This is a genomic window from Rhizobium ruizarguesonis (genome assembly GCF_012349115.1).
In the GTDB taxonomy this organism is placed as follows: Bacteria; Pseudomonadota; Alphaproteobacteria; order Rhizobiales; family Rhizobiaceae; genus Rhizobium; species Rhizobium ruizarguesonis.
The window spans coordinates 26,685-46,107 of the sequence record NZ_PQIG01000073.1 but is presented as its reverse complement, the minus strand read 5'-3'; the positions used below and the strand labels follow the sequence as shown (position 1 = coordinate 46,107).

Annotated in this window: 16 protein-coding genes; 9 read left to right on the top strand and 7 right to left on the bottom strand. The window is 61.1% G+C overall.

The annotated features are described in order from the left end of the window. Positions 1-4 precede the first annotated feature (4 nt). Positions 5-652 carry a MarC family protein gene (locus tag C3Y91_RS13825; RefSeq protein ID WP_018069570.1) on the top strand — a complete coding sequence of 216 codons (648 nt, stop codon included), beginning with the start codon at positions 5-7 and terminating at the stop codon, positions 650-652. A 129-nt stretch (positions 653-781) separates the two neighbouring features. On the opposite strand, the gene C3Y91_RS13820 is transcribed toward C3Y91_RS13825, so the two are convergent. Beyond that, a complete protein-coding gene (locus tag C3Y91_RS13820) occupies positions 782-1,288 on the bottom strand; it encodes a single-stranded DNA-binding protein (RefSeq protein WP_130686403.1) in 507 nt (168 codons plus the stop codon). A 284-nt stretch (positions 1,289-1,572) separates the two neighbouring features. Between C3Y91_RS13820 and uvrA the strand changes: the two genes are divergently transcribed. The 3 genes from uvrA to C3Y91_RS13805 are packed head-to-tail and all read left to right on the top strand — an operon-like array spanning position 1,573 to position 5,783. Beyond that, positions 1,573-4,494 (top strand): excinuclease ABC subunit UvrA, encoded by a 2,922-nt coding sequence (gene uvrA, locus C3Y91_RS13815; protein WP_130686402.1) that lies wholly within the window; start codon positions 1,573-1,575, stop codon positions 4,492-4,494. Beyond that, positions 4,491-4,952 (top strand): GNAT family N-acetyltransferase, encoded by a 462-nt coding sequence (locus tag C3Y91_RS13810; protein WP_075223848.1) that lies wholly within the window; start codon positions 4,491-4,493, stop codon positions 4,950-4,952. Before uvrA ends, C3Y91_RS13810 begins: the two co-directional genes overlap by 4 nt. Before the next feature lie 24 nt (positions 4,953-4,976). Next, positions 4,977-5,783, top strand: a complete 807-nt coding sequence (locus tag C3Y91_RS13805; RefSeq protein WP_130686401.1) for a DUF72 domain-containing protein — start codon at positions 4,977-4,979, stop codon at positions 5,781-5,783. A gap of 108 nt (positions 5,784-5,891) precedes the next feature. Here the strand turns inward: C3Y91_RS13805 and C3Y91_RS13800 are convergent, their stop codons facing one another. Together C3Y91_RS13800 and C3Y91_RS13795 are read right to left on the bottom strand one after the other, a co-directional pair. Further along, positions 5,892-6,914 (bottom strand): DUF808 domain-containing protein, encoded by a 1,023-nt coding sequence (locus C3Y91_RS13800; RefSeq protein ID WP_130686400.1) that lies wholly within the window; start codon positions 6,912-6,914, stop codon positions 5,892-5,894. Between the two features lie 296 nt (positions 6,915-7,210). Further along, a complete protein-coding gene (locus tag C3Y91_RS13795) occupies positions 7,211-8,683 on the bottom strand; it encodes an NAD(P)H-hydrate dehydratase (RefSeq protein WP_130687125.1) in 1,473 nt (490 codons plus the stop codon). Positions 8,684-9,026: 343 nt separating this feature from the next. Between C3Y91_RS13795 and C3Y91_RS13790 the strand changes: the two genes are divergently transcribed. The 3 genes from C3Y91_RS13790 to hspQ all read left to right on the top strand — a co-directional run bounded on the left by C3Y91_RS13790 (position 9,027) and on the right by hspQ (position 11,443). Next, complete coding sequence (locus C3Y91_RS13790) at positions 9,027-9,365, top strand: P-II family nitrogen regulator (RefSeq protein WP_015339877.1); 339 nt, start codon at positions 9,027-9,029, stop codon at positions 9,363-9,365. A 78-nt stretch (positions 9,366-9,443) separates the two neighbouring features. After that, a complete protein-coding gene (gene glnA, locus C3Y91_RS13785) occupies positions 9,444-10,853 on the top strand; it encodes a type I glutamate--ammonia ligase (protein WP_011651961.1) in 1,410 nt (469 codons plus the stop codon). A 260-nt stretch (positions 10,854-11,113) separates the two neighbouring features. Then, positions 11,114-11,443 (top strand): heat shock protein HspQ, encoded by a 330-nt coding sequence (hspQ, locus tag C3Y91_RS13780; RefSeq protein ID WP_003539613.1) that lies wholly within the window; start codon positions 11,114-11,116, stop codon positions 11,441-11,443. Between the two features lie 114 nt (positions 11,444-11,557). Here hspQ and C3Y91_RS13775 read toward each other — a convergent pair whose 3' ends face one another. Next, positions 11,558-12,220, bottom strand: a complete 663-nt coding sequence (locus C3Y91_RS13775) for an invasion associated locus B family protein (protein ID WP_024321978.1) — start codon at positions 12,218-12,220, stop codon at positions 11,558-11,560. 284 nt (positions 12,221-12,504) lie between these two features. Between C3Y91_RS13775 and C3Y91_RS13770 the strand changes: the two genes are divergently transcribed. Beyond that, positions 12,505-14,307 carry an extracellular solute-binding protein gene (locus C3Y91_RS13770; protein ID WP_024321977.1) on the top strand — a complete coding sequence of 601 codons (1,803 nt, stop codon included), beginning with the start codon at positions 12,505-12,507 and terminating at the stop codon, positions 14,305-14,307. 65 nt (positions 14,308-14,372) lie between these two features. Continuing rightward, positions 14,373-15,044, top strand: coding sequence for a DsbA family oxidoreductase (locus C3Y91_RS13765; protein WP_024321976.1), 672 nt, complete (start codon positions 14,373-14,375; stop codon positions 15,042-15,044). A gap of 17 nt (positions 15,045-15,061) precedes the next feature. On the opposite strand, the gene C3Y91_RS13760 is transcribed toward C3Y91_RS13765, so the two are convergent. The 3 genes from C3Y91_RS13760 to C3Y91_RS13750 form a co-directional block, all read right to left on the bottom strand. After that, positions 15,062-15,529, bottom strand: a complete 468-nt coding sequence (locus C3Y91_RS13760) for an OsmC family protein (RefSeq protein ID WP_168575453.1) — start codon at positions 15,527-15,529, stop codon at positions 15,062-15,064. Between the two features lie 64 nt (positions 15,530-15,593). Continuing rightward, positions 15,594-19,097, bottom strand: a complete 3,504-nt coding sequence (gene mfd / locus C3Y91_RS13755; RefSeq protein WP_024321974.1) for a transcription-repair coupling factor — start codon at positions 19,095-19,097, stop codon at positions 15,594-15,596. Beyond that, on the bottom strand, positions 19,094-19,399 hold the full coding sequence (locus C3Y91_RS13750) for an FAD assembly factor SdhE (RefSeq protein ID WP_017960426.1): 306 nt from the start codon (positions 19,397-19,399) through the stop codon (positions 19,094-19,096). Before C3Y91_RS13750 ends, mfd begins: the two co-directional genes overlap by 4 nt. Between the last annotated feature and the right edge of the window lie 24 nt (positions 19,400-19,423).

The window sequence follows — 19,423 nt, the reverse complement described above, 5'->3', positions numbered from 1 at the left end:
GCCGATGGCAAGCGCCGACCAATTGATCAACGCCTTCACGACGCTGCTCGTCACCATCGATCCGCCGGGGCTCGCACCGATCTTCCTGGGCCTGACGACAGGCATGAGCCGCAGCGAGCGTACGCAGGTGGCGCTGCGAGGTTCGACCATCGCCTTCATCATCCTCGCCGTCTTCGCGCTGTTCGGCGCCGGCGTTCTCGGCGTGCTCGGGATTTCGATCGGCGCCTTCCGCATCGCCGGCGGGCTGCTGTTGTTCTGGATCGCCTTCGAGATGGTGTTCGAGAGGCGGCAGGAGCGCAAGGAGAAGGCGACCGAGGCGGCGATCACCAAGGATCACATCGAGAATATTGCCGTCTTCCCCCTCGCCTTGCCGCTGATTGCCGGTCCGGGTGCGATCTCGGCGACGATCCTGCTTGCCGGCACGCTGGCCACCTCGATCGGGAAAGCGCAATTGATCGGCGTCATTGCCGCCAATCTGCTGCTGACCTTCCTCATGCTGCTCATCGCCGAAAGGCTGGACCGTTTCCTCGGCGTCACCGGCCGGGCCATCCTGACGCGACTCCTCGGCGTCATCCTCGCCGCCCTTGCCGCACAGTTCGTCGTCGACGGGGCTAAGTCGGCGTTCAATCTGATCAGCGCGACACCGCACTGAAAACGGCCGTAGACGATTGAGGCCGATCCGGTCTGAACGATCTGCAGCGAGATCAAAGAAAAAGAGCATGACGCCATCCAAGGCATCATGCTCTCTCACGTCTCTCACCAAGCCAGGAAAGGCTATCGATCAGAACGGGATATCGTCGTCGAGATCCCGCGAGAAGTTGCCGCCGCCACCGCCGCGGCTCGGCGATGAAGCGGGAGCCGGCGCACCGTAGTCGTCGCCATAATCGTTGCCGCCAGCGCCGCCGCCGCGGCCGGAGCTCGCGCCGCCGCCTTCGCCGCGACCGTCCAGCATCGTCAGCGTCGAACCGAAGCCCTGCAGCACCACTTCCGTGCTGTAGCGATCCTGGCCCTGTTGGTCCTGCCATTTGCGGGTCTGCAGCTGGCCTTCGATATAGAGCTTGGCGCCCTTCTTCACATATTGCTCGACGACCTTGCAGAGGCCCTCGTTGAAGACGACGACAGTGTGCCATTCGGTCTTTTCACGGCGCTCGCCGGAATTGCGGTCACGCCAGGTCTCCGAGGTCGCGATACGAAGATTGGCGATCGGCCGGCCATCCTGAGTGCGGCGGATTTCGGGGTCCGCACCGACGTTTCCAATCAGAATTACCTTATTCACGCTACCAGCCATACTTCTCACCCTGCCTGCCGCCCTGCCCGGCGGCGTTTAATCGATCGGCGCACCTTAAACCATCACGGACCGCCGATGCGCATGGGCGGCAATTAATCCACATGTTTATCCCATCAGAAAGCCGCATGCATTCATCAGGAATTTTGTTCTTTATTTGTTCTAGTTTATCCGTATGATCCTGTCAACAGAATCGAAAACCTTGAGCCCTTGCGGATATTCAGCCTCGACTCGCCCGTCGGCATCACTAAATAAGGGCTGTCATCCAGAAAACCAAAGCAGAGACGATGAGCGAACTGAAGACGATCTCCATCCGCGGCGCGCGCGAGCATAATCTCAAGAGCATCGATCTCGATCTGCCGCGTAACAAGCTGATCGTCATGACCGGGCTTTCGGGTTCCGGCAAATCCTCGCTTGCCTTCGACACGATCTATGCCGAGGGCCAGCGGCGTTATGTCGAGAGCCTGTCGGCCTATGCCCGGCAGTTCCTCGAAATGATGCAGAAGCCCGATGTCGACCAGATCGACGGGCTTTCGCCGGCAATCTCGATCGAGCAGAAGACCACCTCGCGCAATCCGCGCTCGACGGTCGGCACCGTCACCGAGATCTACGACTATATGCGCCTGCTCTTTGCCCGCGTCGGCGTTCCCTATTCGCCGGCGACCGGCCTGCCGATCGAGAGCCAGACCGTCAGCCAGATGGTCGACCGCATCCTCGATTTCGGCGACGGCACCCGTCTTTATATCCTTGCGCCGCTCGTGCGCGGGCGCAAGGGCGAATACAAGAAGGAACTGGCGGAGCTGATGAAGAAGGGCTTCCAGCGCGTCAAGGTCGACGGGCAGTTCTACGAGATCGCCGAGGCGCCGGTGCTCGACAAGAAATACAAGCACGACATCGACGTGGTGGTCGACCGCATTGTCGTGCGCTCGGATGTCTCGGCGCGCCTGGCGGACAGCCTGGAGACCTGCCTCAAGCTCGCCGACGGGCTGGCGGTCGCCGAATTCGCCGACAAACCGCTGCCCCCGGAAGAGACATCGGCCGGCGGCTCAGCCAACAAGTCGCTGAACGAGACACATGAACGCGTGCTGTTTTCGGAGAAATTCGCCTGCCCGGTCTCGGGCTTCACCATTCCCGAGATCGAGCCCAGGCTGTTCTCCTTCAACAATCCCTTCGGCGCCTGCCCGACCTGCGACGGCCTCGGCGCCCAGCAGAAGATCGATCCGGATCTGATCGTGCCGGAGCCCGAGCGGACGTTGCGCGACGGGGCGATCGCGCCCTGGGCCAAGTCGACCTCGCCCTATTACAACCAGACGCTGGAAGCGCTCGGCAAACATTACGGCTTCAAGCTCGGCACCCGTTGGAACGATCTTTCCGACGAGGCCAAGGACGTCATCCTCAACGGCACCAACGACAAGATCGAATTCCACTATGCCGACGGCGCGCGCTCCTACACGACGCAGAAGAATTTCGAAGGCATCATCACCAATCTCGAGCGCCGCTGGAAAGAGACCGATTCCGCCTGGGCGCGCGAGGATATCGAACGCTTCATGTCGGCGGCCCCCTGCCCTTCCTGCAACGGCTTCCGTCTGAAGCCGGAGGCCTTGGCGGTGAAGATCGACACGCTGCATATCGGCGAAGTGACTGGTATGTCGATCCGCGTCGCCCGTGACTGGTTCGAGACGCTGCCGGCAAGCTTCAACGCCAAGCAGAACGAGATCGCCGTGCGCATCCTCAAGGAAATCCGCGACCGGCTGCGCTTCCTCAACGACGTCGGCCTGGAATATCTCAGCCTGTCGCGCAATTCCGGCACGCTGTCGGGCGGCGAAAGCCAGCGCATCCGGCTTGCCTCGCAGATCGGCTCGGGGCTGACGGGCGTGCTTTACGTGCTCGACGAGCCGTCGATCGGCCTGCATCAGCGCGACAATGCCCGGCTGCTCGACACGCTGAAGCACCTGCGCGACATCGGCAACACCGTCATCGTCGTCGAACATGACGAAGATGCGATCCTGTCGGCCGACGACGTGGTCGATATCGGCCCGGCAGCCGGCATTCACGGCGGCCAGGTGATCGCCCATGGTACGCCGCAAGACATCATGGACAATCCGAACTCGCTGACCGGCAAATATCTCTCGGGCGAACTCGGCGTTCCGGTTCCCAACGAGCGCCGCAAGCAGAAGAAAGGCCGCGAGATCAAGGTGGTCGGCGCACGCGGCAACAATCTGAAGAACGTCACGGCGGCGATCCCGCTTGGGGTCTTCACGGCGGTGACCGGCGTTTCGGGCGGCGGCAAATCCACCTTCCTGATCGAGACGCTCTATAAATCGGCGGCAAGGCGCGTCATGGGCGCGCGTGAAAACCCGGCCGATCACGACCGCATCGACGGCTTCGAGCATATCGACAAGGTGATCGACATCGACCAATCACCGATCGGCCGCACGCCGCGCTCGAACCCGGCGACCTATACCGGCGCCTTCACGCCGATCCGAGATTGGTTCGCCGGTCTGCCGGAGGCGAAGGCCCGCGGCTACCAGCCGGGCCGCTTCTCCTTCAACGTCAAGGGCGGACGCTGCGAGGCCTGCCAGGGAGACGGCGTCATCAAGATCGAGATGCACTTCCTGCCCGATGTCTACGTCACCTGCGACGTCTGCCACGGCAAGCGCTATAACAGAGAGACGCTCGACGTCACCTTCAAACAGAGGTCGATCGCCGACGTGCTCGACATGACTGTGGAGGAAGGCGTCGATTTCTTCGCGGCGGTGCCTGCCGTGCGCGACAAGCTGCAATCGCTGAAGGATGTCGGCCTCGGTTATATCAAGGTCGGCCAGCAGGCGAATACGCTCTCGGGCGGCGAGGCGCAGCGCGTCAAGCTTGCCAAGGAACTGTCGAAACGCTCGACGGGACGCACGCTCTACATTCTCGACGAACCGACGACCGGCCTGCATTTCCACGACGTCGCCAAGCTGCTCGAAATGCTGCACGAACTGGTCAACCAGGGCAATTCGGTGGTGGTGATCGAACACAATCTCGAAGTCATCAAGACGGCCGACTGGGTGCTCGATTTCGGCCCCGAAGGCGGCGATGGCGGCGGTGAGATCGTCGCAACCGGTACGCCCGAAGCGATCGTCAAGGAAAAGCGGTCCTATACCGGACACTTCCTGAAGGAATTGCTGGAACGGCGCCCGGTGAAGAAGGCGGTTGCGGCGGAATGACGATGAGGCCAGCGTCACCCGATGATCTGGAAACGATCGTGACGCTGACAGCCGCCGCCTATCGGCCCTATACCGAACTCTTCGGCGCTCCGCCGATCCCGGTGACGGAGGACTACGCGCCGCGGATCGAACGCGGCGAGGTCTGGCTGCGCGAGATCGGCGGGCAAACGGCCGGCGTGGTGGTCCTCGAACGGCATTCCGATCACCTCATGCTGTTCAGCATCGCGGTCTCGCCGGCCTTTCAGGGTGCCGGACATGGGCTGGCCATGCTGCATTGGCTGGAGGGCAAGGCGCGGGAATGGGACGTGCCGGAGATCCGGCTCTACACCAATGCGCGGATGGAGCGGAACATCGCGGTCTACAGCGCCTTCGGGTTTCAGGAAACGGGTCGCCGGCCGAACCCTTATCGGCCAGGATGGACACTCGTCGACATGACGAAAGAGATCAATGCGGCCTGAGAGGCTGCGAATGGGGAGGACGACATGACGAAATCCGGCACTATCCGCACCGGCATCGGCGGCTGGACCTTCGAGCCCTGGCGTGGGCATTTCTTTCCCGACAGCCTGAAACAGAAGGACGAGCTGAATTATGCCAGCCGCCAGTTGAAGGTCATCGAGGTCAACGGCACCTATTATAGCACGCAGAAGCCCGCAGTCTTTGCCAAATGGGCGGCTGACGTGCCCGACGGTTTCATCTTTTCGCTGAAGGCGACGCGTTTCGTCACCAATCGTCGGGTGCTTGCCGAAGCCGGTGAATCGATGGAGCGGTTCCTGTTGTCAGGCATTAGCGAACTCGGCGATCATCTCGGGCCGCTGCTCTGGCAGTTCGCGCCGACGAAGAGGTTCGATCCGCAAGATTTCGAGGCCTTCCTGAAGCTGCTGCCGGCAAAACAGGACGGGCTGACGCTCCGCCACGTGGTCGAGGTGCGGCACGATTCCTTCAAGGTGCCGGAGTTCGTGGCGCTGCTTTCGAAATATGGCGTGGCGCCTGTTTGCGCCGAACATTTCGAATATCCGATGATCGCCGACGTGACGGCCGATTTCGTCTATATCAGGCTGCAGAAGGGATCGGACGATATCCCGACCTGCTATCCGGAAAAGGACCTGAAGGCCTGGGCAGACCGGCTGGAGACCTGGGCCGAGGGCAAGGTTCCTGATGACCTGCCGCTGATCGATGGAGATCGCAAAGTGAAGGTCGAGCCGCGCGACGTCTTCGCCTTCATGATCCATGAGGGCAAGGTCAATGCGCCGCATGGAGCAATCGCCCTGCAGCAGGCGCTGGCGAAATAGGCGAGGCTGGATAGTCACAACAGGATCGTGACATCGTGGGTATCATATCGTCAGTCACGCATTCCATGAGGCTGGATATGACGCTTTGCTCGTCGATGGACGACGGCTTTATTTTTTCCCGTTCGCCAGCGCCTCTTTCCGCCGGCGGCGCGGCAGGAGCGATTTGAGGTACCGCCATATCGGCGAGACGGCGTAGCCTGTGACCGGAATTGCGATCAAGCCGGCGACGATACCGACGATGCCCGCGCCTGCGGCCTCGACGATCCAGCGCAGCACCGATGCCAGAACGGGAACTGCATGCGCAGTCGCCTCGCCGGCATCATGGATCAGATGCGCAAGACCGCTGATGCCATAGGCTTCGAGGCCATGAACGATGATGCCGCCGCCGACCCAGATCATGGCGGCCGTTCCGACGATGCCGAGCACTTTCAGAAAGTAAGGCATGCCTGTGACAAGCCCCTTCCCGATCGAACGCAAGACGGCGCCCGTCGGAGATGCCGTCCGCACACGCGCCAGCATCAGCCCCAGATCATCGGCCTTCACGATAAGCGCCACGCCGCCATAGACCATGATCGTGATGCCCAGTCCAACGACGGCAAGGATGAGGGCCTGCGTGAACATGCTGCCTGACGGCACCGCGGCGAGCGTAATCGCCATGATTTCGGCCGACAGGATGAAATCCGTCTTGATTGCGCCGGCAACCTTCTCGTCTTCTAGCGATTTGGCATCGAGGCTTGTCGTCTCGAGTGCCGATTCATGGGCATGGGCTGCATGCGGCATCACCAGTTCGTAGACTTTTTCCACACCCTCGTAGCAGAGATAAAGCCCGCCGATCATCAGCAGCGGCGTGATCGCCTGCGGTGCGACAAGGCTCAGGATCAGTGCTGCCGGAAGCAGGATCAGAAGCTTGTTCTTCAGCGAGCCGAGCGTGATCTTGCCGATGATCGGCAATTCGCGTGCTGCCGAAAATCCGGTGACGTAGCGGGGTGTGACTGCCGCATCATCAATGACGACGCCAGCCGCTTTCGCGCCTGCCTTGGCAGCCTGGCCGGCAATATCGTCGAGCGACGCCGCAGCCACCTTGGCCAATGCCGCGATATCATCAAGAAGGGCGATCAGGCCAATACTCATTCGAGCCTCCGTCGAAAGACAGACTTACGCAGTAAAAAACGGAAAGCCCGTCAACAAGACGCGGAATCCTCCGCCGGGAAGATGCCACGCAAGGAGCGCGACGACAATGGCCGTTATTCAGCCGGCATCGGGCTCAACCCGCCTCGTCCAGCGGAGGACGGACCTGCCGTTCCCGTTTCTGCGAAACCCGCATTTACAATTGTAAAACAATCCCGGACTGCGCCACAGTCAGACATGTCGGGTGACGGTCCAGATTCTGCGTTCAAGGTGCAGAAGGCCAGCAGCGGGCAGGCGCTCTAAAGCGGCAATACTTCGGCTGCAAGCTCCTCTGCCGTCAGCCCCTTGCCAGCGCGTTGGCCAGCCTTGCCGTGCAGCCAGACGCCGGCAGCCGCGGCCTCGAAGGCCGGCAAGCCCTGCGCGAGCAATCCGCCGATGATGCCGGCAAGCACGTCGCCGGAACCGGCGGTGGCAAGCCAGACGGGAGCGTTGGTATTGATGAGCGCACGGCCGTCTGGCGCGGCGATGACGGTATCGGCGCCTTTGTAGATAATCGCGGCATTGGCGCGGCGGGCGGCCGCCAACGCCTTGTCCACCTTGCCGAGCGCTTCGTCGCCGCCGATATCGGGAAAGAGCCGCGCGAATTCGCCTTCGTGCGGCGTCAGCACCAGACGCGGCTCACCCCGGAAAAGATTAAACAGCTGTTGCGGATCGTCCTTGAACGAGGAGATGCCATCGGCATCGAGCACCAGATGGCGATCAGCAAGGGCCGAGACGAAGCCGCGCGCCCTGGCGCCAATGCCGAAACCCGGGCCGAGGACGAAGGTCTGCAGCCGCTTGTCCGAGAGCCAGTCGCCGAGGTCGGCCTCGTCGTCGATGGCATGCAGCATGACGGCGGTGAGATGCGCGGCATTGGCCGCCATCGCCGCGCGGGGGGCGGCGATCGTCACCAGGCCGGCGCCGGCCTTCAGGCCCGAGATCGCCGACATGCGCGCCGCACCCGTCTTGTCGGCCTCGCCTGAGAAGACGACCAGATGACCACGCTTGTATTTGTGGGTTTCCAGTTGCTCGGCCGGCAGCGCACTCTTCCAGGCATCCGGCGTGTTCTCGGCGATGAGACCGCCCGCCTCAGCCCTGATGATGCGGGCGGGAATGCCGATATCGAAGACCTCCAATTCACCGCAAAGCTCCCTGCCCGGCATCAGCAGATGGCCGGGCTTACGGGTCATGAAGGTGATGGTGTTGTGGGCCCGGAAGGCGGCACCCAGCACCTTGCCGGTGCGGCCATCAAGGCCGGAGGGCAGATCGATGGCGAGCACCTGAATATCGGCCTGCGTGACGCGGCCGATCAGCGCGCGCACATCGTCTGACACCGCGCGGCCAAGCCCCGCCCCGAACAGGCCATCGATGACGACGTCGCCGGTTTCGGGCCGATAGAGGTCGAGTTCCTGTCCCTTCAATTCGCAGCCGATGCGGGCGCGGGCGGCATCGCCCTTCAGCCTCACGGGATCGCCGAGGTGGAACAGCGCCACCCTCGCCCCGCTCTGCTGCAGATGACGTGCTGCGACATAGGCGTCGCCGCCATTGTTGCCGGGTCCGCAAAACGCGACGAAGCGCAACGCTCCGGGATGAAGGCGCAGAGCCGCGGCCGCAACTGCGGCGCCTGCCCTTTCCATCAGGGCGAAGGAATCGATGCCGGATGCGGCAGCGGCCGTATCGACGGCGGCCATTTCGGCCGGCGTGAGAAGAAGGTCGGACAGATGTTTGATCATCATCCTATTCAATCAAAAAACGCCTAAAAAACAACCGCCTGAAATACCAAAGAGAAGAACGCAATTTAATCATTTGCCTATATTTTCACCGCCTCGAGATGTGTATTCGCAGTTGCGAAAATACCTGACTTTTTCCGTTTCGGATGTGTTTTTGATCGGAGACAATGTTTTTCCACCTGTTCCGCCACCAAAACCACATAGAATTCCCCGCAAACGCGCCGTTTTTGACAGAATCGACGTCTTTTTTCGAGAAGATGGATTTCAAACTGGCACGATATCTGCATCATATCCGGCGAGCGGGAAAATTCCTGCCATAACAGGAGAAGCGGAGAGACATTTTCTCATGAAAAAGATCGAAGCGATCATTAAGCCTTTCAAGCTGGACGAAGTGAAGGAAGCCCTTCAGGAAGTCGGTCTGCAGGGTATCACGGTCACGGAAGCCAAGGGTTTCGGCCGTCAGAAGGGCCACACGGAACTCTACCGCGGAGCCGAATACGTCGTCGATTTCCTGCCGAAGGTAAAAGTCGAGGTTGTACTGGCCGACGAGAATGCGGAAGCCGTCATTGAAGCGATCCGCAAGGCGGCGCAGACCGGCCGCATCGGCGACGGAAAGATCTTCGTCTCCAACGTCGAAGAGGTTATCCGCATCCGCACCGGCGAGACCGGCATTGATGCCATCTGACCACTTTGCCAATCGCGCAAAGTCCGTTACCGTCATCGCCGACCCACACCGTCATCGCAAATCGGAGGAAACTACTTAATGGCGACCGCAAGCGAAATTCTGAAGCAGATCAAGGAGAACGACGTAAAGTTCGTCGATCTGCGTTTCACCGACCCGAAGGGCAAGCTGCAGCATGTGACGATGGACGTTGTCTGCGTCGATGAGGACATGTTCGCTGACGGCGTGATGTTCGACGGCTCCTCGATCGGCGGCTGGAAGGCCATCAACGAGTCCGACATGGTGCTGATGCCCGACACCGAAACGGTGCATATGGACCCGTTCTTCGCACAGTCGACCATGGTCATCGTCTGCGACATCCTCGATCCGGTCTCCGGCGAGGCCTATAACCGCGATCCGCGCGGCACCGCCAAGAAGGCCGAAGCCTACCTCAAGGCATCCGGCATCGGCGATACGGTTTTCGTCGGCCCGGAAGCCGAATTCTTCGTCTTCGACGACGTCAAGTACAAGGCCGATCCTTACAATACCGGCTTCAAGCTCGATTCGACCGAACTGCCGTCGAACGACGACACCGATTACGAGACCGGCAACCTCGGCCATCGCCCGCGCGTCAAGGGCGGCTACTTCCCGGTTCCCCCCGTCGACAGCGCCCAGGACATGCGTTCGGAAATGCTGACGGTGCTCTCCGAGATGGGCGTCGTCGTCGAAAAGCATCACCATGAAGTCGCGGCCGCCCAGCACGAACTCGGTATCAAGTTCGATACGCTGGTGCGCAACGCCGACAAGATGCAGATCTACAAATACGTCGTGCACCAGGTGGCCAACGCCTATGGCAAGACGGCGACCTTCATGCCGAAGCCGATCTTCGGCGACAACGGCTCGGGCATGCACGTGCACCAGTCGATCTGGAAGGGCGGCAAGCCGACCTTTGCCGGCGACGAATATGCCGGTCTTTCCGAGAGCTGCCTGTTTTATATCGGCGGCATCATCAAGCATGCCAAGGCGATCAACGCTTTCACCAATCCGTCGACGAACTCCTACAAGCGTCTCGTCCCGGGTTACGAAGCACCTGTGCTGCTCGCCTATTCGGCCCGCAACCGCTCGGCCTCCTGCCGCATTCCGTTCGGCTCCAACCCGAAGGCCAAACGCGTCGAAGTCCGCTTCCCGGATCCGACCGCCAATCCCTATCTCGCCTTCGCCGCCATGCTGATGGCCGGCCTCGACGGCATCAAGAACAAGATCCATCCCGGCAAGGCCATGGACAAGGATCTCTACGATCTGCCGCCGAAGGAATTGAAGAAGATCCCGACCGTCTGCGGCAGCTTGCGCGAAGCACTCGAAAGCCTCGACAAGGACCGCAAGTTCCTGACGGCCGGCGGCGTCTTCGACGACGATCAGATCGATGCCTTCATCGAGCTGAAGATGGCTGAGGTGATGCGTTTCGAAATGACGCCGCATCCGGTCGAATACGACATGTACTATTCGGCCTAATTGGGCTCTGAACACAGAAAGTCCCGGCTCGCCGGGGCTTTCGCCTCCCAGGTCATGGACGCCACTACAGCGTCGCGCGTCTTTCAGACGCGCAAAGGACGCTGTAGAACTTGGAGTGCTGCATAATTTTGTCCTTAAATCGATTTCGATTTAAGGAATTATGCAGAAGGAGGATATGACGTTCATGTGACGAACTCGTGCAAAAATCTTGATTTGCGCGACACCAATCACCAAATTCGGTGATGAAAGGAAGTCGTACCATGAAAGAAAGAGTAGCAAAGTTCAGTATCGGCGAAGTGGTTCGGCACAAGGTATTTCCGTTTCGCGGTGTCATCTTCGACGTTGATCCGGAGTTCGCGAATACGGAGGAATGGTGGAATTCCATTCCCGCCGAGGTGCGCCCGAGCAGGGACCAGCCCTTCTATCACCTGCTCGCTGAAAACGACGAAAGCGAATATGTCGCTTATGTCTCCGAGCAGAACCTGATGAACGACGAAAGCGGCACGCCGCTTCGCAACCCACAGATCTACCAGATTTTCGATCAGGCCCCGTCAGGGCAGTTCAAACCCAAGATGAGCTTCGCCCACTAACTCACTCGTGCCGATCGTTGAATCAAGGCCTCGCTTCTCCCGGCGAGGCCTTTTCTTTGCGCAACAAAAAACCCGGCATGAAGCCGGGTTTCTGTTTCAAAGAAGGTGACAGGATTACTGCGCCTTGGCTGCCTTCTGGGCGTCTTCCAGCTTCTTGCGGGCTTCTTCGGCCTTTTTCTGCATGCCTTCCTGCAGGCTGCGCTGGCTTTCAACGAGCTTGGATTCGGAAACCGGTTCGCCGTCATAAGCACCGGTGAAGCCTTCAAGCGAAATCTTGATCGGGTTCGGAGCGCGGCGGAAATTGATCGAGGTAAAGATCACGTCGCTGCCCTTCTTGAGGCTGGCGATCATCGCGTCGGTCAGCGGGATTTCAGCCGTGCACTTGTCCGGCAGGCAGACGGCGTAGTCGAGCTTCTGGCCCTTACCGCCGTCGATCTGCATGAGGACGCCTGGAGGGACGAGGCGTGCCGTGGGAACCGAGACCTGCAGGAGCTTGCGGTTGATCTTGCCGGAAACCGAGATCAGGCCGACGGCCGTGACGAGCTGGCCGCCATTGGCGAGGATCAGGTTCTGGACAACACAGATGTCGTTGTCTTCCTGCTTGCTGCAGGTCTTGTACCAGCCGAGCTTCGGCGCTCCTGCGGCCTGTGCCGGGGCATCGGCCGGAGCCTGTGCCGCCGCATCCTGCGCGAAGGAGGAGACCGGAGCCGAAGCGCCGAACACCACTGCCAGAACGGACAGCGCTGCCCGCATTTTCTTTTCAGACTTGAACATCATAACGAATTCCGTCTCCTGATATCCGTTCGGGGCAGCGGTTTGCCGCCCCAACCATCGGGTCGTTCGGCACTCCACCTCTTAAAAAAATAAGGCAAATGCATGACCCCGAAACTTCGGGTTCACCTGTTACATCGCAGCGTCCAAGATATCCAGCATTTCTTTGGCAATTTGAGGTGCATTTCGTCGCGATGCCAAAGAAATCGCCGTTCTGTGTTGGAATCGATCGACCCCATGATAATCTTTGCCGTGAATCATGCCCGTTTTCACGGATCAAGGATTGCCGAATGCTCAGGATCGTCGTCCCCCTCGTCCTCTCGCTGCTGTGCGGCACGGTCGCCGCCGAGCCGCTGCATGGCATCGCGATGCACGGCGAACCGGCTTTACCACCGGATTACAAGCACTTCCCTTACGTCAATCCCGACGTGAAAAAAGGCGGCAAGATCACCTATGGCGTGGTCGGTACCTTCGATAGCCTCAACCCGTTCATCCTGAAGAGCATGCGCACGACGGCGCGCGGCATGTGGGATCCGGATTATGGCAACCTCGTTTACGAATCGCTGATGCAGCGCTCCAGGGACGAGCCCTTCACGCTCTACGGCCTTCTTGCCGAGACGGTCGAATGGGATGACGACCGGAGCTTCATTCAGTTCAACCTCAATCCGAAGGCGAAATGGGCCGATGGCCAGCCGGTGACGCCCGAAGACGTGATGTTCACTTTCGAGCTGATGCGCGACAAGGGCCGCGTGCCCTTCGCCAACCGCCTCAACGTCGTCGCCAAGATGGAGAAGGTCGGCGAGCACAGCGTGCGTTTCACCTTCAACGACAAGGCCGACCGCGAAACGCCGTTGATCTTCGGCCTGTTCCCGGTGCTGCCGAAACATGCGATCGACCCAGAAACCTTCGACCGTTCGTCGCTGACGCCGCCGGTCGGGTCCGGTCCCTACAAGGTGAAGACGGTGAAGCCCGGCGAGAGCATCACCTATGAGCGCGATCCGAACTATTGGGGCAAGGACATTCCCGCCAAGGTCGGCACCGACAATTACGACCAGATCACCGTCCAGTATTTCCTGCAGGATACGACGCTGTTCGAGGCCTTCAAGAAAGGCGATGTCGACATCTATCCCGACGGCAATCCCGGTCATTGGGCCAATGCCTATAATTTCCCCGCCGTTACCTCGGGGGCCGTGGTCAAGGACGTGTTCACGCCGAAACTGCCGAGCGGCATGCTCGGCTTCGTGTTCAACACGCGCCGGCCGATCTTTGCCGATCTCAAGGTGCGCGAAGGCCTGTCGATGGTGTTCGATTTCGAATGGGCGAACAAGAACCTCTATTCCGGCGCTTACAAGCGCACGCAGAGCTTCTGGCAGAATTCCGAGCTGTCGAGTTTTGGCGTCCCCGCCAATGCGGCCGAGCTTGCCCTGCTTGGGCCGATCAAGGACAAAATTGCCCCGGAGATTCTCGACGGCACCTACAAGCTGCCGGTCACCGACGGCTCCGGCCGCGACCGCAATGTGCTGAAACAGGGCGTCGAGCTGCTGAAACAGGGCGGTTATACGATCCAGGGCGGCAAGATGCTCGATGCCTCCGGCCGCCAGCTCGCCTTCGAGATCATGACGCAGAATGCCGACCAGGAGAAGCTTGCCGTCGCCTACCAGCGTTCACTGCAGACCATCGGCATTGCCGCTTCGATTCGCACGGTCGACGATTCGCAGTATCAGAGCCGGACGAACAGTTTCGACTACGACATGATCATGAAGTCCTACACGTCCTCGCTATCGCCTGGAAACGAACAGCTCGGCCGCTGGTCTTCGGCCGCGAAGACCCGCGAGGGCAGCGACAGCTTCGCAGGCGCTGCCGACGCCGATCTCGATGCGTTGATCGATCACCTGCTCCGGGCGCGCTCGGCGGAGGATTTCACAGCAGCGGTGCGCTCTTACGACCGGCTGCTGCTGTCCAGCCATTACGTGCTGCCGCTCTATCATATGGGTCAGCAATGGGTGGCGCGCAGCAAACGCATCGGCCATCCCGACACGGTGCCGCTCTACGGCTACCAGCTGCCGCTATGGTGGGATACGAGCGCCCAATAAGAAGCAGCCGAACCACCCCGGCTCAAATGTCTCCCTTGGAGACGCACAGAATAAGGAAAATCATCATGGAGCGTATCACCATCGACGTCGTCTCGGATGTCGTCTGCCCCTGGTGCTATCTCGGCAAGGCACGGCTGGAGCTCGCCATCGCCGAGGTGCAGGACGTAATCGGCGTCGACATCAACTGGCGGCCGTACCGGCTCAATCCCGACTATCCCAAGGAAGGCGTCGACCAGAAGAAGGCGCTGGCTGAGAAGCTCGGCGGCGAGGAGCGCGTGGCGCAGGCGCACAAGATGCTCACCGATTACGGCCGCGAAGTCGGCATCGCCTTCAATTTCGAAGCGATCAAGATCGGCCCGAACACGCTCGACGCGCATCGACTGATCCACTGGGCGATGATCGAAGGCCGCGAGAAGCAGGACAAAGTCGTTGCCGCGCTGTTCAAGGCGAATTTCGAGGAAGGCCGCAATGTCGGCGACCACGCGGTACTGCTCGATATCGCCGACAAGGCCGGCCTTGATCGCTCGGTCATCGCCTCGCTGCTTGCCTCCGATGCCGATCGGGATCTGATCGTCGCCGAGATCACCGCGGCGCAGGAGATGGGCGTCAACGGCGTGCCGTTCTTCATCTTCGACCAGCAATATGCCGTCAGCGGCGCACAAACGCCGGACGTGCTGGCCAATGCATTGCGCGATATCGCCAAGGCGAAAGCCGAGGCGCGATCAGGCATGAACTGACGCCGACGGCTCCAGCTTCAGCCCAGAATCGGAACGCAGCGCACCTCGGTCTTCACCGAATTGGCGATGAAACATTCGTCGTGGGCGCGATGGTGAAGGCTTTCCAACTCGCTGAGCGAGGGCTGCTTTTCGCCGCTGAAGACGACATGCGGACGGAGGGTCACGACGGTCATGGCGAGGCGGCCGTCGGCATTCTTCTCCATGATGCCCTCGGCGGCATCGGTGTAGCTGTCGACGCAAAAGCGCTGTTTTGCTGCGATCGACAGGAACCAGAGCATGTGGCAGCTGGAGAGCGAAGCGACGAAAGCCTCTTCCGGATCAACGGCATCCTCGGCGGAATAGGGCAGCGGCACGACATGCGCGGAAGAGGACGCCCTCACCTCGATGCCGCCGTCGAAGCTCCAGCGGTGGGCGCGGCGGTAGCGGTTGTCGGTGAAGGTTTCGCCGTTCCGCTGCCAGGCGATCGTTGCGCCGTATGTTCCCATCTCCATCTCCTTTTTCCACGCAATTCCGGACGCAAAACCGTGGCACAGTTTTGCTGGAATTGCTCTATTTCGCGAATTCGGCCAGCTGCGTCATGATGACGGCAGCGCCCTGCAGGCGTTTTTCCGGCGTCGGCAAGTCGCGGGTCAGGAACAGGCTGTGATCGGGGCGGATCTTTGCCATCGTGCCCTGCTTGCCGATATAACCGACGAGGTTTGCCGGGTTGGGGAATTCCTTGTTGCGGAACTGCACGACGACACCCTTCGGGCCGGCATCGAGCTTTTCGACATTGGCGGTGCGGCAGAGCGACTTGATGTAGACGATCTTCAGCAGGTGCTGGACTTCGATCGGCATCGGGCCGAAGCGGTCGATCATCTCGGCGCCGAAGCCGTCGATCTCTTTGAGTTCAGTGATTTCCCCGAGACGGCGGTAGAGCGCCATGCGCAGATGCAGGTCGGGAACGTAAGTTTCCGGGATCATCACCGTCGTGCCGACCGAGATCTGCGGCGACCAGCCGGTATCGTGGATCTCGTCGACACCCTTGACCTCGGCGACCGCCTCTTCCAGCATCTGCTGATAAAGTTCGAAGCCGACTTCCTTGATATGGCCTGACTGCTCCTCGCCGAGCAGGTTGCCGGCGCCGCGAATATCGAGATCGTGGCTTGCCAGCTGGAAACCGGCTCCGAGCGTATCCAGCGACTGCAGCACCTTGAGGCGGCGTTCGGCGGTGGCCGTCAGCACCTTGTTGACCGGCAGGGTGAAGAGGGCGAAAGCGCGCACCTTCGAGCGGCCTACGCGGCCACGCAGCTGATAGAGCTGGGCAAGGCCGAACATGTCGGCACGGTGGACGATCAGCGTATTGGCTGTGGGCACGTCGAGGCCGGATTCGACGATGGTTGTGGACAACAGCACATCGTAGCGGCCTTCATAAAAGGCGTTCATGATGTCTTCGAGTTCGCCGGCCGGCATCTGGCCATGGGCAATGGCGACCTTCAGCTCCGGCACATCGGACTGCAGGAAGGCATGCACGTCCTCGAGATCGGCAAGCCTGGGGCAGACATAGAAGCTCTGGCCGCCGCGATAATGCTCGCGCATCAGCGTCTCGCGGATGACCAGGCTGTCGAAGGGCGAGATGAAGGTGCGCACCGCCATGCGGTCGACCGGCGGCGTGGTGATCAGCGACAATTCGCGCACGCCGGTCATGGCAAGCTGCAGGGTGCGTGGGATCGGCGTTGCCGACAGCGTCAGCACGTGCACGTCGCTTTTCAGTTCCTTCAGCCGCTCCTTGTGCTTGACGCCGAAATGCTGCTCCTCATCGATGACGAGCAGACCGAGATTGGCGAATTTGATGCCGGCGCCGAGCAGCGCATGGGTGCCGACGACGATATCGGTCTTGCCTTCCGCCACTTCCTTCTTGGTCAGCGCCAGCTCCTTGGCGCCGACGAGGCGCGAGGCCTGCTGGATGCGCACCGGCAGACCACGGAAACGGTCGGAGAAGGTCTTGAAATGCTGGCGGGAAAGCAGCGTCGTCGGCACGACGACGGCGACCTGGGCGCCGTTCATTGCCGCGACGAAGGCGGCGCGCAGTGCTACTTCGGTCTTGCCGAAGCCGACGTCGCCGCAGACGAGGCGATCCATCGGCCGGCCGGCACCAAGATCGGAGCGCACGGCTTCGATGGCGTTTTCCTGGTCCTCGGTCTCGTCATAGGGGAAGCGGGCGGCAAATTCGTCGTAAAGGCCTTCCGGCGTCGTCAGCATCGGCGCATGGCGCGTCAGGCGCTCGGCGGCGATGCGGATCAGCGCATCGGCCATGTCGAGCAGGCGCTTCTTGAGCTTGGCCTTGCGCATCTGCCAGGCGCCGCCGCCGAGCTTGTCGAGCTGGGCTTCGGTGCCCTCGCCGCCATAGCGCGAGAGCAGATCGATGTTTTCGACCGGCAGGAACAGCTTGGCCTCGTCGGCATATTGCAGCTCAAGGCAGGCATGCGGAGCACCAGCGGCCTCGATGGTCCTCAGCCCGATGAAGCGGCCGATGCCATGTTCGGCGTGGACGACGATCGAGCCTTCGTCGAGACCGGCGACTTCCGAGATGAAATCGGCTGCGCGCTTGCGGCGCTTGGAGCGGCGCACCATGCGGTCGCCTAGGATGTCCTGCTCGCCGATGACGACGAGGTCGCCCGCCTCGAAGCCGGCTTCGAGACTGAGCACGGCAGCGGCCGCCTCGCCCCTCGCCAGCGAGCCGACATCCTTCAACGCCTCGATCGGCTTGACCTTTTCCAGCCCGTGTTCGTTCAGCACCTGCAGCAGGCGCTCCAGCGAGCCTTCGGTCCAGGCGGTAACCAGCACTTTGGCGCCGGCGGCACGGCGGTCGGCAATATGCTTGACGACGACGTCGAAGATGTTGATGCGCTCGGCATCGCCGCCGCCTTCGGCATTGGTGCGAGCCCAGCGCTGGCCCTGGCGGGCATCGACATTGACGACCCGCCGCGCCTCGCCCTCATGTTCGTTGAAGGGGCTGATGCGGATCGCGCCGAGCGCGTCGAGGGTTTTGACGAAAAGCTTGCTGTCGAGATAGAGCTGGCCCGGCGTCACCGGCTTGTAAGGCGTGCCCTGCGTCATCTGTCCCTTGGCCGGCTGGCCGGAATTCAGGCGGGCATCGTAATAATCAAAAACGAGCTTGGAGCGCTCCTCTGCTGCCTCACGCACCGTATGGTCGATGACGATACGGAAGCCGCTCAAATAATCGAAGACAGTATCGAGCTTCTCGTAGAAAAGCGGCAGCCAGTGCTCCATGCCGGGATAACGGCGGCCTTCGGAGACGGCAAGATAGAGCGCGTCGTCGCGGGTGGTCGCGCCGAAAGCGGAGAGGTAATTCTTACGGAAACGGCTGATCGTATCGGGCGTCAGCGTCACCTCGCTCATCGGATTGAGATCGAGGGAGCGCACCTGCCCGATCGTGCGCTGGCTTGCCGGATCGAAGCTGCGGATGCTCTCCAGCGTGTCGCCGAAGAAATCGAGGCGGACCGGCTCTTCGGAACCCGGCACGAAGACGTCGAGAATGCCGCCGCGCACGGCATATTCGCCGACCTCGCGAACGGTCGCGACGCGCTCGAAGCCGTTGCGCTCCAGGCGACCGGCGAGATCGTCCATACGCAGCTGGTTGCCGAGACGGGCCGAAAAAGTCAGGCTTTCGATGATATCCTGCGGCGCCACCTTCTGCAGCATGGCATTGGCGGTGACGAGCACGATTGCCGCATGCGGCTTCTTGCGATGGGCGATGAGACCGCCGAGTGCGGCAAGTCGGCGGGCCGAGGTGTCGGCGCTTGGTGAGACGCGGTCATAGGGCAGACAGTCCCAGGCCGGCAGGGTGAGAACCGGAATGTCGGGGGCGACAAAGCCCAGCATCTGTTCGAGATCGGCCATGCGGTGGCCGTCGGACATGACATAGGCGACCGGCTCTCCCGTTCGGGCGAGCTCGGCGAGCAGCAGCGTCTCGAGACCTGCCGGCACATTGCCGATCGTCAGCGGCTCGGCAATGGCCGCAAGCTTCTTCGCATCGAAACCAGGGATCATTCCGGCGTCCTGAGGGGCTTGTCAAAATCGGGCTTATAGGCGGCGATGCGGGCAAACATCGGTGTCTGGAAACGCTCAGGCACCGGCCATGTTCCCATGATCCAGCGGACGAGATCATTGTCCTCTTCCGCCATGATCGTCTCGAACTCGTCGAGTTCGGCTTCCGACAGAGTCGCGACCTCGGCTTCGGCGAACTGGCCGAAGACCAGATCCATCTCGCGGATGCCGCGATGCCAGCAGCGGAAAAGGATTCTGCGGCGGCGCGGGTCGAGACCGGCACTCGTGAGCGTGACACCTGTCATGGCATTACCTTCCTGTTGATGCGC

What these genes read in the sequence shown, in the direction of transcription:
- C3Y91_RS13765 (WP_024321976.1), top strand. Translation starts at nt 14,373, where the DNA reads ATGGAGCGTATCACCATCGACGTCGTCTCGGATGTCGTCTGCCCCTGG.
- C3Y91_RS13760 (WP_168575453.1), bottom strand. Translation starts at nt 15,529, where the DNA reads ATGGGAACATACGGCGCAACGATCGCCTGGCAGCGGAACGGCGAAACC.
- C3Y91_RS13810 (WP_075223848.1), top strand. Translation starts at nt 4,491, where the DNA reads ATGACGATGAGGCCAGCGTCACCCGATGATCTGGAAACGATCGTGACG.
- C3Y91_RS13790 (WP_015339877.1), top strand. Translation starts at nt 9,027, where the DNA reads ATGAAAAAGATCGAAGCGATCATTAAGCCTTTCAAGCTGGACGAAGTG.
- C3Y91_RS13825 (WP_018069570.1), top strand. Translation starts at nt 5, where the DNA reads ATGGCAAGCGCCGACCAATTGATCAACGCCTTCACGACGCTGCTCGTC.
- uvrA (WP_130686402.1), top strand. Translation starts at nt 1,573, where the DNA reads ATGAGCGAACTGAAGACGATCTCCATCCGCGGCGCGCGCGAGCATAAT.
- C3Y91_RS13775 (WP_024321978.1), bottom strand. Translation starts at nt 12,220, where the DNA reads ATGATGTTCAAGTCTGAAAAGAAAATGCGGGCAGCGCTGTCCGTTCTG.
- C3Y91_RS13820 (WP_130686403.1), bottom strand. Translation starts at nt 1,288, where the DNA reads ATGGCTGGTAGCGTGAATAAGGTAATTCTGATTGGAAACGTCGGTGCG.
- C3Y91_RS13800 (WP_130686400.1), bottom strand. Translation starts at nt 6,914, where the DNA reads ATGAGTATTGGCCTGATCGCCCTTCTTGATGATATCGCGGCATTGGCC.
- glnA (WP_011651961.1), top strand. Translation starts at nt 9,444, where the DNA reads ATGGCGACCGCAAGCGAAATTCTGAAGCAGATCAAGGAGAACGACGTA.
- C3Y91_RS13795 (WP_130687125.1), bottom strand. Translation starts at nt 8,683, where the DNA reads ATGATCAAACATCTGTCCGACCTTCTTCTCACGCCGGCCGAAATGGCC.
- C3Y91_RS13805 (WP_130686401.1), top strand. Translation starts at nt 4,977, where the DNA reads ATGACGAAATCCGGCACTATCCGCACCGGCATCGGCGGCTGGACCTTC.
- hspQ (WP_003539613.1), top strand. Translation starts at nt 11,114, where the DNA reads ATGAAAGAAAGAGTAGCAAAGTTCAGTATCGGCGAAGTGGTTCGGCAC.
- C3Y91_RS13750 (WP_017960426.1), bottom strand. Translation starts at nt 19,399, where the DNA reads ATGACAGGTGTCACGCTCACGAGTGCCGGTCTCGACCCGCGCCGCCGC.
- C3Y91_RS13770 (WP_024321977.1), top strand. Translation starts at nt 12,505, where the DNA reads ATGCTCAGGATCGTCGTCCCCCTCGTCCTCTCGCTGCTGTGCGGCACG.
- mfd (WP_024321974.1), bottom strand. Translation starts at nt 19,097, where the DNA reads ATGATCCCTGGTTTCGATGCGAAGAAGCTTGCGGCCATTGCCGAGCCG.